The organism is Nocardia sp. NPDC051911 (genome assembly GCF_040681035.1).
Lineage (GTDB): Bacteria > Actinomycetota > Actinomycetes > Mycobacteriales > Mycobacteriaceae > Nocardia > Nocardia sichangensis.
Genome location: NZ_JBFAXY010000001.1, coordinates 23,962 through 38,454 on the forward strand (window position 1 = coordinate 23,962; position 14,493 = coordinate 38,454).

Consider the following 14,493-nt stretch of genomic DNA (forward strand, 5'->3'; position numbering starts at 1 on the left):
AGATGAAGGGTGATCGGGTGGAGATCGTCGTCGACGTCGGCGACGGGTCCCGCAGTTACGAGATCGCGGCTACCCGAGCTGGTAGGCGGGTCGAGGTGAGGATCGCGCGAGGCGTGGTCGAAGTCAGCGAAGTGACGCGATCGGGGACGGCCGTGCGGACCGCGCGGTTCATGGCCGGGCGCATGCTCGCGCTGGTCGAACACCCCGCGGACGCGACGGCGGCGCGGGTGGGCGAAGCGCGACAACACTGAGCGCCGGATGCTTGCCGTACGCCCGGACCGCGGGCATCCTCGATGCAGTCCGAGTTGATCGTCCGCCTCGATTGCGGCGTGCCACGACGGGTATGCCGATGGAGAGGCCTACGCGGAGAGGAGCGCACGATGTCAGATCCCCTTGCCGACGCGATCCCGGAGGCCGATCTCGCCGAGCAGTCCGTTCCGGCGTATCCGGAGGAGCCAGTGCTCGCCGACGAGCCCGAGCAGGACGAAGCCGTCGGACGGGCGACTCCGGAGCGCGACACCTTCGAGGCGAACCCGGCGGACGTGATCGAACAGTCCATCGCGGTCCCGATCGATGACGAACCCGAGGACGAATCCGGCTACTGACCCGGTCAGGGCTGGATCTTGGCCCGCACCGTCGCGTGCAGTTCCCGCAGGCTGGACCGCTCGGTGGCCACCTCGAGCACCCGTATGCCATGGGCGTGCCCGGTCAGCTCGACGGCCAGCTGCTGCGGATCGACCTGCCGGTGCGGAATGCGATAGGCGGCGCACAAAGCGGCGAGATCCATGCCGTGCGGGGTGCCGAAGACCCGCTCGAACACGCCCGCATATTGCGGGTCGCCCTGCTCGAGCAGTTCGAAGATGCCGCCGCCGTCGTCGTTGGCGACGACGATGGTCAGATCGGCGGGCCGCGGTTCGCCCGGCCCGATCAGCAGGCCGGACGCGTCGTGCAGGAAGGTCAGGTCACCGATCAGGGCGATGGTGCGCCCGTCGTGGTGCAGAGCGGCGCCGACCGCGGTGGACACCGTGCCGTCGATACCCGCTACGCCGCGATTCGACAGCACCCTGATCCCCGGACGCGGATGCGACACCAGCGCCGCGTCTCGCACCGGGTTCGAGGCGCCGAGCAGGAGTTGGTCACCGTCGCGCAGCGCGTCCATCACGACCGCGGCGACGTGCAGCCCCGTCGGCTTGGGGTGCCGCGCGAGTGCGCCACGCACCACTTGGTCGGCTTTCGCGTTCAGTTCGCGGCAGTGCTCGAGCCATTGCGCGCTGGGTGCGCCGACAGTAACGGCGCGGGTACCGGTGCCGACCACGTTGCCGGACACGTCGGGCCAACGCGGACCGGTGGTCAGCGCGTAGACCCGGACGTCCGGGTCGGCGAGCACCTTCGATACCTGCCGGTGCAGGGTCGGGCGGCCGGTGATGATCGCCTGCGTCGGCCGCAACAGCGGCAGCACGAGGGGATGCAGCGCGGGACCGTGCATGGGGGCGGTGGGTTCGGCGACGGTGGGCAGATTCGCCAGCTCCGGCCGCAAGCCTGCGCCGTGTCCGGAGATCACGACCGTGTCGGGCGTGAGGTCGAGATCGAGCGGCACGTCCAAGGTGGCGTATTGGGTGTCGGTCCAGGCGCACTCCCCCGCGCGGCCCGCCGGAGCCGTCTCACCCGGTTTCAAGTCGGGGACCAAGGGCTCGCGCAGCGGGACATCGAAGTGCACCGGGCCCGCGTTGCCGGAGCGGGTACCGCGCGCCGCCGCAAGCACTCGGCAGACCGCCGAGCGCCACTGGCTGTTCTGCCGGCCGTAGGGCGGATGCTCGGCGTCGCCCGGCTCCTCCTCCGCGAGACCGAGCGAGATGGTGGCGCGAACCTGGCTGCCGAACAGGCCGAACTGTTCGACGGTCTGGTTGGCGCCGGAGCCGAGCAGCTCGTATGGCCGGTTCGCGCTGAGCACCACCAGCGGGACCCGAGCGTAGTTCGCCTCCAGCACGGCAGGCCCGAGATTGGCCACCGCGGTACCCGAGGTCATCACGACCGGGACCGGGAGCCGGCTCGCGATCGCGAGCCCGACGGCGAGGAAGCCCGCCGTTCGCTCGTCGATCCGCATGTGCAGGCGCAGTCGCCCGGCCGAATCGGCGGCTTGCAGGGCGAATGCCAGCGGAGCGTTCCGGGAGCCGGGGCACAGGACGACATCCCGCACGCCCCCGCGCACGAGTTCGTCGACGACGACCTGCGCTTGTGCTGTAGACGGGTTCACGCCTCCAGACTGGCAGACAGTCAACTAGAAGTCCGCGCCGGGAGGCTCGCAATCACACTGTGTCGTCGCACACGGGCCCATTCGCGGCCGGGCTCGCGTCCGAGTGCCGCCGCGTACGCGACGAAGTCGCCGGCGGCGGTCGCTCGGACGCGAGTCACAAAATCATCCAGCGTGCTTCTGGATCAGGTCGCCGACCCGCGGCAGCGCCTCGATGACGTTCTTCTTCGCCGAGGAACGCATCGAGGAGTAGACCTTCTGCAGGGCAGGGCGGCTGGAGGACTCGGCCCGGGCGTCGGTGACGGCGAGCAACGCCTCGGCGACCTCATCGGACTTGGCGACGAGCAGATCGGCGAACTTGCCGGAGCCCGACGCCGTGTACTCCTGCCAGAACGGCTCCAGCTGCGCGACCAGTTTGGGCGCCAACGACTCCAGCGCATCGGGCACGATGGACGGGCTGATCTTCTTGACCGCCGCGTAGCCACCCTTCACAGCCAGGCCGGACGCACCACCCTTGTCCGACACCTCGGCGTCGAGAACCTCGACGGCATCGGCAAGGAAAGCCGGGCGCTTCGCGTCGTCGAGCAGGGATTCAGACAGTGCTGCAACCACTTTCAGGTTCCTCCGGATCGGTATCGATGAACGAGCGAGGGCAACTATACGTGCCCGCGCCAGCATTCACCCGGCTACGGCTGCCACGGTAGCAACTCGACCATCAGACCTTCGCAGTCCGCGAGGAGATCGCCCTGCTCATCGAGCAATTCGGCGGTGATAAAAGTTTTTCGCCCTTCGATCCGATCGACCCGTCCGCGAACCGTCAGTTCCGTCTCGAGCGGAGTGATCTTGCGGTAGTTGACGTGAAGATACGCGGTGCGGCTGATCGGCCGTCCGGCGTAATGCACGATCATGCCGAGCAGATCGTCGAACAGCAGCGGCAGCACACCGCCGTGCGCGGCGCCGTTGCCGCCGAGATGGAAGCGGCGGAACACACCCGTCATCTCGATGCCGTCCGGCCCCGCCTCGACCACCCGCCACGGCAACAGCAGAAGGCTTCCCCGCCCGGGCAATTCGACCGCGCGGCCCGCCGGCCCATGCAACTCGGGGGCGCGGTAGGGCTCGAGCAGGTCGATCAGCTCGCGGGCTTTGGCCTGCGCGGCCCCGAAGACATCGTCCGGTGCGTTCGCGCTCACCGCGAGATCCTGCAACGTCCGCATGGCTTCGATGAACCCGCCGAAGTTCGGCCCGACCTTCGCGGGTGTGACCTTCGGAAACCCGCCGTGCTTCTCGTACCGGGATCCGTCCACCGCGCTCCGGTCTATAACCGGTTTCACTCGCTCGCTCATACTTGCACGGTAACGCGTAGTTTTACACCGTCAAATCGAAGTCCGGCCAACCTCGCGCGAATGCCCGGGTTCGCGGGGCCTCGACCGCACCGCTCGCCTCCGCCGCCGCTGGATCGCAAGTCCGGGTCGTCGACGTTTCCCGGGCCCGACCACGACTTTCAGGCGAAGCGAGACCTAGCATTGCCCGGTGACGTTCAATCCGAAGCTGTGGCGCCCCGTTCCGGGATTCGAGAACCTGACCGACATCACCTATCACCGGCACATCGAGCAGGGCACCGTGCGTGTCGCGTTCGACCGGCCGGAGGTGCGCAACGCGTTCCGCCCGCACACGGTCGACGAACTCTACCGGGCGCTCGACCACGCGCGGATGACTCCGGACGTCGGCGCGGTGCTGCTCACCGGCAACGGGCCCAGCCCCAAGGACGGCGGTTGGGCCTTCTGCTCCGGGGGTGACCAGCGCATCCGCGGTCGCAGCGGATACCAGTACGCCAGCGGCGAGACGGCCGACACGGTCGACCAGGCCCGCGCGGGCCGCCTGCACATCCTGGAGGTGCAGCGGTTGATCCGTTTCATGCCGAAGGTGGTGATCGCGCTGGTGAACGGCTGGGCCGCGGGCGGAGGTCACAGCCTGCACGTGGTCTGCGATCTGACCTTGGCCAGTCGCGAGCACGCCCGGTTCAAGCAGACCGACGCCGACGTGGGCAGCTTCGACGGCGGCTACGGTAGCGCGTACCTGGCCAAGATGGTCGGCCAGAAGTTCGCCCGCGAGATCTTCTTCCTGGGCCGCCCCTACACCGCCGAGGAGATGCACCAGATGGGCGCGGTGAACAAGGTCGTCGACCACGCGGAGCTGGAGGACGTCGCGCTGGAGTGGACCGCCGACATCAACGGCAAGTCCCCGCAGGCGCAGCGCATGCTGAAGTACGCGTTCAATTTGCTGGACGACGGACTGGTGGGCCAGCAACTTTTCGCGGGCGAGGCGACCAGGATGGCCTACATGACCGACGAAGCCGTCGAGGGCCGCGACGCGTTCCTGCAGAAACGCAAGCCGGACTGGACCCCGTACCCCTGGTACTTCTGACATGGACATCCTCAGCAGCCGGATCATCCTGCGGCCCGCCGACTACCAGGCCACGCTCGCGTTCTACCGGGACGGGCTGGAACTGGCCATCGCGCGGGAGTATCCGGGCGGCACGGTCTTCTTCGCGGGACAGTCGCTGATCGAGGTGGCCGCGCACGGCGGGTCCGGAGAATCGTCGTCGTTCGAGGGCGCGATCTGGCTCCAGGTGCGCGACCTCTCCGCCGCCGCCGTCGAACTGGCGCTGAAGGGCATCGCGATCGATCGCGCCCCGGTCGAGGAGCCGTGGGGTCTGCACGAGATGTGGATACGCGATCCGGACGGTGTGCCGATCGTTCTGGTGGAGGTTCCGCCTGCCCATCCGATCCGGCGGGATTCCCGCTGGCAGGCGTCGTAGCAACGGTTCCATTCGGTAGTTCGGCGGGCCGCACCGAGTTGCCAACGCGCCGACCGGCGAGGACGATAACGCTCGGATGGCCACCCGACCGCCGACGTCCGGGCCGGCTGTGTCCGTGTCCCGTCCGACGAGTGAATCGCAGTCTCGATGCCTGTCCCACCTGAGCCCCGATCCGACCGGATGGCCGCGCTACGGGCGCGCCACTCCGGCATACCGACCCGTTCCGCACGCGGCGGCGCGGGCATGACACGATCCCTACCGTGAGGGAGTGCAGCGAGCGAGCCATGGGCACAGCGGCTCTGGGCACCACCGAGCCGGGCGAGCGGCGAGGCATGGCATGACCAAGAAACTGCGTACCTTGCCGATGCCGACCGGGTCCGGTCTCGGCGACGTCATGCCCCACCTACGGGAGGCGCTGGAAGGTAACGGGGCCGCCTGGCTCCCCATTCCCACCAGCGATCGGCGCGAGGCGAGGCGCCTGAGCGACGCTTTGTCGCCGGGCGAGCCGATCGACGAGGACATCGCTCTGGTGGTGACCACCTCGGGCACCACGGGCATACCGAAGGGCGCGATGCTCAGCTCGTCGGCCCTGCGCGCCAGCGGCACCGCTACCCACGACCGGCTCGGCGGCCCCGGCAACTGGTTGCTGGCCCTGCCGACCCATCACATCGCCGGTATCCAGGTGCTGTTGCGCAGCATCCTGGCGGGGACCGAACCCACCGTGCTCGACGTGTCCGGCGGATTCCTGCCCGAGGCCTTGGCGGGCGCCATCTCGGGTATGCGCGGGGAGCGGCGCTACACGGCCCTGGTGCCGACCCAGCTGATCAAAGCGTTGGAGTCGCCGGTCGCCGCCACCGCGCTGGCCGAGCTCGACGGTGTGCTGGTGGGCGGCGCGGCCACTCCGCTGCCGGTCTACGAGCGCGCACGCGCCGCGGGCATCACCGTGGTGCGCACCTACGGCATGAGCGAGACCTGCGGCGGCTGCGTGTACGACGGCGTGCCGCTGGAGGGCACGAAGGTCCGTATCGAAGAGGGCCGGGTGGTGCTGGGCGGCGCGATGATCGCCTCCGGCTACCGCAATCAGCCCGACCATCCCGCCTTCGCCGAGCCGGGCTGGTTCCGCACCGAGGACGCGGGCACCTTCGACAACGGCGTCTTGAGCATCACCGGACGGCTGGACGAGGCGATCACGACCGGCGGCCTGCTGGTGATCCCGCAGGTGGTCGAGGCCGTGCTGATCAACCACCCGGCCATCAGCGAGGTGGTCGTCCTCGGCTTGCCCGACGAACGGCTCGGCCAGCGCGTCGCGGTCGCGGTGATCCCCGCCCCAGGCGCCACCCCCAGCCTCCCCGAGCTGCGCGAATACGTCTCCGCCGAACTGGACTCCATCGCGGCCCCCCGCGAACTGGCCGTCCTCGACGAATTCCCGCTCCGCGGCCCCGGCAAGCCCGACCGCGCCAAGCTCCGCGAATACCTCTTGGCCGAGTCGACCCGCTAGCGGATCGCCGGGCAGCGCACGCGTCCGGCGAAGCTCTCTCGTCCATGGCTAGGTGCGCAAGTGGCGGCTCAGATCGCCCGTCAGGTGAATATGAACCCGGCGCTCCACGAATCGCCACTGCCCGTCGACGCGTTCGAAGCGGTCGTGGTAGCGGCCTGCCGCCACGGGTTGTAAGGGAAAGTCCGGGAGAGCCTGGAAGACGGTGACGTCTCGACGCCTTCCCGGCCCCTGATCGTCGTACCGCTGCCGACGAAGACGCCGTCGGCGAACAGCGCGCCGACACCGGCGAAATCCCCGGCGTCGACCAGTTCCGCGTACTTCATGATCAGGTTCGTCACGGCAGTCGTATCACCGGCTGTGCTCACATTCGTGAGGGTAGCGCCGGAAACCAAGCCAGCGCCGTGCAAGAGCCGTGCAAGTCGAGGCATCCACAGTTGTCCACATGACTTCTTTCGCACCAACTTCAGCGCTCGCCGTCGAGGCGGACGGCCTGGTCAAGGTGTTCGGGGAACAGCGGGCCGTCGACGGCGTGAGCCTGGCGGTGCCGCAGGGCTCGGTGTACGGCGTGCTCGGACCGAACGGCGCAGGCAAGACCACGACCATCCGGATGCTCGCGACCCTGTTGCGACCGGACGGCGGCAGCGGACGCATCTTCGGCCACGACGTGGTCGCCGAGCCGACGGCCGTCCGCTCGCTCATCGGCGTCACGGGACAGTACGCCTCGGTCGACGAGGACCTGAGCGCCACCGAGAACCTGATCGTCTTCTCCCGACTGCTCGGCCTGAGTCGCGTCGACGCCCGGCGCAAGGCGGCCGAGCTGCTGGAGGAATTCGACCTCACCGAGGCGGCGAACAAGCCGCTGCGGCACTTCTCCGGCGGTATGCGACGCCGCCTCGACCTGGCGGCCAGTCTCATCGCGACGCCGCCGCTGCTGTTCCTCGACGAACCGACCACCGGGCTCGACCCGCGCACCCGCGCCCAGATGTGGGAGACCATCCGCCGCCTCGTCCGCGAAGGCGCGACGGTGCTGCTCACCACCCAATACCTGGACGAGGCCGACCAACTGGCCGACCGCATCGCGGTGATCGACCGCGGCAAGGTGATCGCCGACGGCACGGCCGACGAACTGAAGGCCTCCGTGGGCGGTTCGTCGCTGCATCTGACGCTGGTCGATCGCGGCCAGCTCGACGAGGCGCGCCGCATCGTCGGCGATTTCCTCGGGGTCGAAGCGCAGATCACCCCGGAGGCCGGGCGGCTCACCGCGCCGTTGACCGACGCCGGAGTCACCGCCGATCTGCTGATCCGCCTGCGCGAGTGGGAGATCGGCATCGATGAGATCACCGTGACCAAGCCGAGCCTGGACGAGGTCTTCCTCACCATCACCGGCCACCCGGCCGAGGACACCACCGACGATTCCGCGAAAAGCGCGGCATGAGCGTCCGGACCGCAGGCAGCAGCCTGCGTGACCACGCCGGATCCCGCGCACGCAGAGAAGGAACACGACCATGACCACCATCACCGCGACCGAGACGCGCCGAACGGCGCCGACGAAGATCCCCGAAGTGAGCAACCACGTTCCGCTCGTCCAAGCGGCGGCGAACTCGTTCACCATGGCCTACCGCGGCCTGCTGAAGATCAAGCACAAGCCCGAGCAGCTGTTCGACGTGACGATCCAGCCGATCCTGTTCACCGCCCTGTTCGCCTACATCTTCGGCGGCGCCATCGGCGGCAGCGTGCAGGACTACCTGCCGGTCCTGATTCCCGGCATCCTGGTGCAGACCGTGGTGCTCACCTCAGTCGTCACCGGCACCCAGTTGCGCGAGGACATGGACAAGGGCGTCTTCGACCGGTTCAAATCCCTCCCGATCGCCCGCGTCTCGGCGCTGGCCGGCGCTCTGCTGGCGGATATGGTGCGCTACGCCCTCGCCACCGTGCTCACCATCGTCGTCGGCGTCGCCATCGGTTATCGCCCGGAGGGCGGTGTGCTCGGGGTCGTCGCGGCGGGTCTGGTCATCGTCTTCTGCTCGTTCGCGATCAGCTGGATCTGGGCGCTGGTCGGGGTCACCGGCAAGAGCGCGGCGGGCGTGCAGGGCATCTCGATGATGATCATGTTCCCGCTGACCTTCATGTCCGGCGCCTTCGCGCTGGTGAGCACGATGCCGGGCTGGATGCAGGGCCTCAATCACGTGAACCCGGTGTATTACATGGTGAACACGTGCCGCGGGTTGATGAACGGCGCCGCCTTCGGCAGCGATCTGGCTTGGTCGCTCATCGGCTCGCTGGTCGTCATCGCGATCTTCGCCCCGCTCACGGTCAAGGCGTACATGCGCCGCGCGTGACCGATCACCGCACCACAGCGGGCCGGGTGACATCGTCACCCGGCCCGCTTTCGCTGTGCTGCCGCGCACGACCGTTCGACTCCTCGCGCAAACCAGATCACCGCCGTCGACTGATCAGCGAGCGTCGACCAGTCCTTGCAGCAATTCCATGATGCGATCCGCGGACCTGTTCCGGCGCAGGTGGCCGAGGCGGCGGCGGGCTTCGGCGACCGGGCCGGGACCGAGCTTCGCGGTCGCCGCGTCCAAGTGCCGTTGCCACCGCATCGAAGGAAAGTCCTGTCGGCAGACGACGTTCGGGGCCAGGATGAGCAAGTCGAGCCCCACCGTGACCTCGCGGTCGACGGCGATGAGATACGAGCCGATCGCGCAGGCGACGCCGCCGATCTGCGGCAGGTCGCGGTACTGGGTCATGGTCGGCAGAGCCGTCTCGGCAAGCTGCGTGTGCAGAGTCGCGTCCGGGTCGGCAGCGCCGTTTATCACCTGCGCGGCGAGCGCCGCCGCGGCCAGCATCAGGGCGCCGGGCCCGGGGCCGAGCGCGTTGTCCGGCCAGCCGAACAGTTCCAGCGCGCGTTCGTAGCGAGTGAACCCGCCCGCGGTGTCACCTTCCGCGAACGCCAACTCCGCCGAGCTCTGCATCACGGTGGACAGCAGCCGGTTCTGTCCGAGGGACGAGTTGTCCAAGTCCGGCGTGCCGAACGCGAGATCGAGTTCCCGCCGCGCCTGCTCCAGCTCGCCGATTCCGACCAGTGAAGCCACCAGCAGGCTGCGGATCTCCACCGTGTCCTCGTAGGCGCCGAGCCGCTGCAACACCTCGAGCGCGCGGCGGTAATAGGTCACCGACTGGTCGTAGCGGGCGATCTGTCCACAGACCTGTCCGAGGTGCCTGCTCACCATGGCCACGCTCCAGACGTTCTCGCGCCCGAGCACCTCCAGCGCCTTGATCGCATCGATGGTGGAGCCGCGCACATCGCCGAGGTTCTCCCGGATGTTGGCTCGCAACAACAGCGCCGAACCCCTGGTCTCCGGATCTGCCGAACGCGCCGCCTCGGCGAGGAGCCTGCTGAAGCCGCGTCCGTCGGCCCTGGTGAGCACGACCCGGGCGATGAATCGGCTGTTCTCGGTGAGTTCGACGGGAAGATGAAGCAATCGGCGCACGCGCCTGCGGAGCACGGCGATCTCCCTGGCGCTGCCGTTGGTGTAAGCGAGATGCAGGAACGTCATCTGGTAGGTGACGAGCACCAGATCCGGACGCGGACCTTCCGGCCCGAAGTCGGCCGGCTCCAATTCGATGACCCGCTGAGCCCAGGCGATCACTTCCAGGTGCGATCCCCGGATGATCCACAGCGTGGCGACGACCGGGAACACCGTGTAGGCCGTCGCGGCATCCCGCCTTTCGATCGCGCAACGCAGCGCGGCGAGCAAGTTGTCCACCTCCGCCGCCACGGAGAGCGCGAGGTGGAACTGATCGCCGGTCATATACCGGCTCGCCACGTCATCGGCGTAGTCCTTGGCCCACCGCATCATCCGGGTATCGACCGATTCCGGCTCTCCCGCCGCGGCGGCCAGCTGCTCTTCACCGTATTCCCGCACCGTCTCCAACATCCGGTAGCGGGTGCCGAGCACTTCGTCGTCCAGCACGGTGAGCAGCGATTGGTTGACCAGGCCGTCGACGGCCGCGGCGACATCGACCACGTCGGCTCCGCCCGCGACCGCCTCGGCCGCCGACAGCGTGAAACCGGCGGGAAATCGGCACAACCGGCGCAACGTGGCTTGCTGTTCGGTGTCGAGCAGGTTCCAGCTCCAGTCGATCACCGCGTGCAGCGTGCGATGCCGTTCGGGCGAACTGCGATCGCCGTGGCGCAGCAGCGCGAACCGATCGGCCAGCCGCTCGTTGATCTCCTCGACGCTCATCACGCGCACGCGGGCCGCCGCCAGTTCGATGGCCAGCGGCAGCCCGTCGAGGGTGTGGCACAACTGGGCGACCACGTCCGGATCCAGCCGGACGCCGGGCCGCACCGCCCTGGCGCGCGCGGCGAACAGCTCGGTGGCGGGCGAGCCCGCCGGATCGATGGTCAGCGGCGGCAAAGGATAGACCGTCTCGGCGGTGATGGTCAGCGGCGAACGGCTCGTGGTGAGCACGGTCAGCCTCGGTGCGACGCCGATCAGATCGGCGACCACCACGGCGACGGCGTCGATCAGATGCTCGCAGTTGTCCAGGATCAGCAGCATCGAGCGCGCCGACACCGCGTCGTGCAGCCGCCCGCGCAGATCGACGATCTGCCCGGAACGCAGCGTGGCCGCGTCGAAGGTGACCTCGCTGAGCCCGAGTACCGCGGCGATCGCCGCCTCGATCTCGACCCTGGCTTCGTCGCCTTCGGCGCGCACCGACGCCAGCTCGACCAGCGCCACCGGACAGGTGGCGGCCGCCTGCCAACCGATCTCGTTGGCAACCCTGGTCTTGCCCGCACCGCCGGGGCCGAGCACGGTCACCACCCGGGCATCGCGGAGCAGCTCGATCAGCTCGGTGATGTCGGCGGCCCGGCCGAGCAGTGCGTTGGGCGCGGCACGCAGGCCGATCGCGGCGAGGTGCGGTGTCGGTACGTCAGCGGCCGAGGGTGTCGCCTCGGCCGCGAGCCCGCTTCGGGAACCGCCGTCTTCGCTCGCCGCGCTGCCCGAGCGCGGCGGCGCGACGCGGCCTATCCGCTCCCCACGCAGGATCGCCGTATGCATCTCGGTGAGCGCGGGCCCCGGGTCCGTGCCGAGTTCCTCGGCCAGCCGGTAGCGGAAAGCGGCGAACGATTCCACCGCCTCGTTGGGCCGCCCCGCCGCCGCCAACAGGCGCATCAGGGTCTGCTGCGCGGGCTCGTCCAGCGGTTCCGCGGCGGCGCGCAGCCGAGCGAGACGCAAGGCTCCATCGACGTCGCCGCCGTCCTCGCGTGCGGCGAGTTCGAGTTCGTCCAGTTCGGCCAGACGCCGCCCGGCCGCTGCGCGAAGCTCGTCGGCGAGGTCGCCCGGCGGCAGATCCGCACCGGGATCCCCGCGCCACAGCCCCCGCGCCCGGGTGATTTCCGCCAGGCACCCCGGAAGGTCTCCCGCCGCGCGCAGCCCGTGCGCCCGCGCCACGCGCTCGCCCACCGAGGACAAGTCGACCTGATCGGCGCCGAGGGTCAACCGATAGCCCGCAGGGCCGATTTCCAGCGCGCCCTCCGGCAGCGCCGAACGCAACCGGGAAACCTGGGTGTGTAGCGCGTTCATCGGCGAGCGCGGCGGCTGCTCGCCCCAGACCTCCTCGATCAGGGCCTGCGCGCCGCGGCTGCGACCCGGCCGCAGGGCCAGGGCGGTGAGCAGCAGCCGGGAGCGCGCACCGGGCAGCGGCGTCAGCGTGCCGTCGCGGCGCAGCGCGACCTCGCCCAGCAAGGCCACCACGACCGATTCGCCTGCGGGCGTCGTCACTGCTCGACTGTGGCCGTGCGGGCCGCTGTGCTCCGGAAACATCCCGCGGTCATCGTAGGCGAGCAGACCCGAGAAGCTCGACACGAATTCTTTGCCGCGACTGCGAGCGGTCGGTCGCATAGTGTGACCCCCATGGCTGAGTTCGAGGTGGTCCGATCGGCCGTGATCACGGCCGACCCCGCGCGCGTGCACGGGCTGATCAACGATTTCCACAAGTGGGTCGAGTGGTCGCCGTGGGAGGACCTCGACCCGCAGCTCCAGCGCAGTTACTCCGGCGCGGAATCCGGCGTCGGCGCGCGCTACGCCTGGAGCGGCAACCGTAAGGCAGGTGCGGGCAGCATGGAGATCGTCGGCAGCGCCGAGCGCGAGATCGGCGTGCGCCTGGAGTTCATGAAGCCCATGAAGGCCACCAACATGGTGACCTTCATCCTGGACCCGGTCGAGACCGGCACCGAAGTGACCTGGCGGATGACCGGCCGGCAGACCGGGCTGATGGCCGTCATCGGCAAGCTCATCCCGATGGACAAGTTCGTCGGCCGGGATTTCGAGAAGGGACTCGCGCGGATGCAGGAGGCGGTGACGGCCGAAACGGCCTGATCGCCGTGCGCGGGCTGAGGACGGACTACGTCCGACTGCGCCGATTATGCGGAACCTCCGCCTTCGCTGCGGCCATGCGCGAGCTGAGGACGGACTCCGTCCGACTCTGCCGATTATGCTGCGAACATGGCTACTGCAGCGCAATGGATCGAGGGCGCGCGACCCCGTACCCTGCCGAACGCGATCGCCCCGGTGCTCGCCGGGACCGGCGCCGCCGCGTCGATCGATGGTGCGGTGTGGTGGAAAGCGATTCTCGCGCTGTTCGTTTCGCTGGCGCTGATCATCGGCGTGAACTTCGCCAACGACTACTCCGACGGCATCCGCGGCACCGATGACGTCCGGGTCGGCCCGCTGCGCCTGGTCGGGCAGAAATTGGCCTCGCCCACCGCGGTGAAGACCGCCGCGATCGTCAGCTTGGTCGTCGGGGCCGTCTTCGGCCTGGTGCTGGTGCTCACCAGCGCCTGGTGGCTGCTGCTCGTCGGCGCGGCCTGCCTGGCCGGCGCCTGGTACTACACCGGCGGCAGCAAGCCCTACGGCTACAGCGGATTCGGTGAAGTGGCGGTGTTCGTCTTCTTCGGCCTGATCGCCGTGCTCGGCACCCAGTTCGTGCAGGCGGGCCGGATCGACTGGGTCGGTGCGCTGCTGGCGATCGCGGTGGGCGCGTTCTCCAGCGCCGTGCTCGTCGCGAACAACCTGCGTGACATCCCCACCGACACCGGGTCCGGAAAGGTCACACTCGCGGTCAAACTCGGCGATCCGCGCACCCGCACACTGCACCTGGCCCTGCTCACCGTCCCGTTCCTCGTGACGTTGGCGCTGGTGGCCCGCACGCCATGGGCACTGGCCGGGCTGCTCGCGATACCGCTCGCCGTCCGCGCCAACGCGCCGGTGCGCGGCGGCAAGGGCGGGCTGGAACTGATTCCCGCGCTGCGGGATTCCGGCCTGGCGCTGCTGGTCTGGTCGGCGGTCACCGCGCTGGCGGTCGGGCTGGGTTAGCGCGGCCCTCGCGGTCGCGGATCGCGCCGACCAGGTGGACTCGATGGCGCGATGCGCGATCGAGCGTCGTCCGTTCGCGGCGGCGCGGACTAATCCTCGTCCGGAACCAGGATGCCGAGCACCCAGTTCACCAGCGAGACGATGATGCCGCCGAACACCGCGGCCCAGAAGCCCTCGACGCGCAGGCCGTAATGGCTGAATGCTCCGGTGATCTCGGCGGTCAGCCACAGCATGAGCGCGTTGATCAGAAGCAGGAACAGGCCGAGCGTCACGATCACCAGCGGTAGCGACAGCAGTTTCACTATCGGCTTGACCAGGGCGTTCACCGCCGTGAACACCGCGGCCACCGCGAGGACCACACCGATCTTGGCGCCGTTGCCGCCTTCCGGAGCGAGAATGTCGATCTTGTCGACCCAGACGGCGGCCAGCCAGATGGCCACCGCGTTGATGATCAACCGAATCACGAGCTGCATGGCCCAATGCTAGGCGTCGGAGGCGGACACACGCCGCTGGAAAACACGAACTCCCGCAGCGCATGTCC

Annotated in this window: 14 protein-coding genes and 1 pseudogene; 9 read left to right on the plus strand and 6 right to left on the minus strand. The window is 69.1% G+C overall.

Going from position 1 to position 14,493, the window contains the following annotated elements; all coding sequences use genetic code 11:
- Window positions 1-2: 2 nt before the first annotated feature.
- The gene (locus AB0L97_RS00155) at window positions 3-251 is read left to right on the plus strand and encodes a hypothetical protein (protein WP_356962536.1); all 249 of its coding nucleotides are present in this window, start codon (window positions 3-5) and stop codon (window positions 249-251) included.
- A 129-nt stretch (window positions 252-380) separates the two neighbouring features.
- Window positions 381-605, plus strand: a complete 225-nt coding sequence (locus AB0L97_RS00160) for a hypothetical protein (RefSeq protein WP_355072009.1) — start codon at window positions 381-383, stop codon at window positions 603-605.
- 5 nt (window positions 606-610) lie between these two features.
- Here AB0L97_RS00160 and menD read toward each other — a convergent pair whose 3' ends face one another.
- The 3 genes from menD to AB0L97_RS00175 form a co-directional block, all read right to left on the minus strand.
- Window positions 611-2,254 (minus strand): 2-succinyl-5-enolpyruvyl-6-hydroxy-3-cyclohexene-1-carboxylic-acid synthase, encoded by a 1,644-nt coding sequence (gene menD, locus AB0L97_RS00165; protein ID WP_356962537.1) that lies wholly within the window; start codon window positions 2,252-2,254, stop codon window positions 611-613.
- A gap of 162 nt (window positions 2,255-2,416) precedes the next feature.
- The gene (locus AB0L97_RS00170; RefSeq protein ID WP_355072006.1) at window positions 2,417-2,863 is read right to left on the minus strand and encodes a hypothetical protein; all 447 of its coding nucleotides are present in this window, start codon (window positions 2,861-2,863) and stop codon (window positions 2,417-2,419) included.
- A gap of 74 nt (window positions 2,864-2,937) precedes the next feature.
- Complete coding sequence (locus AB0L97_RS00175) at window positions 2,938-3,594, minus strand: PaaI family thioesterase (protein WP_355072005.1); 657 nt, start codon at window positions 3,592-3,594, stop codon at window positions 2,938-2,940.
- A gap of 187 nt (window positions 3,595-3,781) precedes the next feature.
- On the opposite strand from AB0L97_RS00175, the gene AB0L97_RS00180 reads away from it, so the two are divergent.
- The 3 genes from AB0L97_RS00180 (at window position 3,782) to menE (ending at window position 6,567) form a co-directional block, all read left to right on the plus strand.
- Window positions 3,782-4,675, plus strand: coding sequence for a 1,4-dihydroxy-2-naphthoyl-CoA synthase (locus AB0L97_RS00180; RefSeq protein ID WP_159841692.1), 894 nt, complete (start codon window positions 3,782-3,784; stop codon window positions 4,673-4,675).
- Window position 4,676: 1 nt separating this feature from the next.
- The gene (locus AB0L97_RS00185) at window positions 4,677-5,069 is read left to right on the plus strand and encodes a VOC family protein (protein WP_364424271.1); all 393 of its coding nucleotides are present in this window, start codon (window positions 4,677-4,679) and stop codon (window positions 5,067-5,069) included.
- A gap of 337 nt (window positions 5,070-5,406) precedes the next feature.
- On the plus strand, window positions 5,407-6,567 hold the full coding sequence (gene menE, locus AB0L97_RS00190) for an o-succinylbenzoate--CoA ligase (protein WP_355072003.1): 1,161 nt from the start codon (window positions 5,407-5,409) through the stop codon (window positions 6,565-6,567).
- Window positions 6,568-6,615: 48 nt separating this feature from the next.
- Here menE and AB0L97_RS00195 read toward each other — a convergent pair.
- A pseudogene (locus AB0L97_RS00195) lies at window positions 6,616-6,890 on the minus strand (hypothetical protein).
- A 119-nt stretch (window positions 6,891-7,009) separates the two neighbouring features.
- Here AB0L97_RS00195 and AB0L97_RS00200 point away from each other — a divergent pair.
- Entirely contained in the window at window positions 7,010-8,002 is a 993-nt protein-coding gene (locus AB0L97_RS00200) for an ATP-binding cassette domain-containing protein (protein ID WP_355072000.1), read from the plus strand.
- A 70-nt stretch (window positions 8,003-8,072) separates the two neighbouring features.
- A complete protein-coding gene (locus tag AB0L97_RS00205) occupies window positions 8,073-8,906 on the plus strand; it encodes an ABC transporter permease (protein WP_355071999.1) in 834 nt (277 codons plus the stop codon).
- A gap of 114 nt (window positions 8,907-9,020) precedes the next feature.
- Here the strand turns inward: AB0L97_RS00205 and AB0L97_RS00210 are convergent, their stop codons facing one another.
- A complete protein-coding gene (locus AB0L97_RS00210) occupies window positions 9,021-12,359 on the minus strand; it encodes a BTAD domain-containing putative transcriptional regulator (protein WP_364424274.1) in 3,339 nt (1,112 codons plus the stop codon).
- 132 nt (window positions 12,360-12,491) lie between these two features.
- On the opposite strand from AB0L97_RS00210, the gene AB0L97_RS00215 reads away from it, so the two are divergent.
- A complete protein-coding gene (locus tag AB0L97_RS00215; RefSeq protein WP_355071996.1) occupies window positions 12,492-12,956 on the plus strand; it encodes an SRPBCC family protein in 465 nt (154 codons plus the stop codon).
- 126 nt (window positions 12,957-13,082) lie between these two features.
- Window positions 13,083-13,952 carry a 1,4-dihydroxy-2-naphthoate polyprenyltransferase gene (locus tag AB0L97_RS00220; protein ID WP_356962547.1) on the plus strand — a complete coding sequence of 290 codons (870 nt, stop codon included), beginning with the start codon at window positions 13,083-13,085 and terminating at the stop codon, window positions 13,950-13,952.
- Between the two features lie 89 nt (window positions 13,953-14,041).
- Here AB0L97_RS00220 and AB0L97_RS00225 read toward each other — a convergent pair whose 3' ends face one another.
- A complete protein-coding gene (locus AB0L97_RS00225) occupies window positions 14,042-14,425 on the minus strand; it encodes a phage holin family protein (RefSeq protein ID WP_355071993.1) in 384 nt (127 codons plus the stop codon).
- Between the last annotated feature and the right edge of the window lie 68 nt (window positions 14,426-14,493).

Excerpts from the sequence above, each read along its gene's own strand:
- AB0L97_RS00215 (WP_355071996.1), top strand. The coding sequence starts at position 12,492 with ATGGCTGAGTTCGAGGTGGTCCGATCGGCCGTGATCACGGCCGACCCC.
- AB0L97_RS00160 (WP_355072009.1), top strand. The coding sequence starts at position 381 with ATGTCAGATCCCCTTGCCGACGCGATCCCGGAGGCCGATCTCGCCGAG.
- AB0L97_RS00185 (WP_364424271.1), top strand. The coding sequence starts at position 4,677 with ATGGACATCCTCAGCAGCCGGATCATCCTGCGGCCCGCCGACTACCAG.
- AB0L97_RS00220 (WP_356962547.1), top strand. The coding sequence starts at position 13,083 with ATGGCTACTGCAGCGCAATGGATCGAGGGCGCGCGACCCCGTACCCTG.
- AB0L97_RS00225 (WP_355071993.1), bottom strand. The coding sequence starts at position 14,425 with ATGCAGCTCGTGATTCGGTTGATCATCAACGCGGTGGCCATCTGGCTG.
- AB0L97_RS00205 (WP_355071999.1), top strand. The coding sequence starts at position 8,073 with ATGACCACCATCACCGCGACCGAGACGCGCCGAACGGCGCCGACGAAG.
- AB0L97_RS00175 (WP_355072005.1), bottom strand. The coding sequence starts at position 3,594 with ATGAGCGAGCGAGTGAAACCGGTTATAGACCGGAGCGCGGTGGACGGA.
- menE (WP_355072003.1), top strand. The coding sequence starts at position 5,407 with ATGACCAAGAAACTGCGTACCTTGCCGATGCCGACCGGGTCCGGTCTC.
- AB0L97_RS00155 (WP_356962536.1), top strand. The coding sequence starts at position 3 with ATGAAGGGTGATCGGGTGGAGATCGTCGTCGACGTCGGCGACGGGTCC.
- AB0L97_RS00200 (WP_355072000.1), top strand. The coding sequence starts at position 7,010 with ATGACTTCTTTCGCACCAACTTCAGCGCTCGCCGTCGAGGCGGACGGC.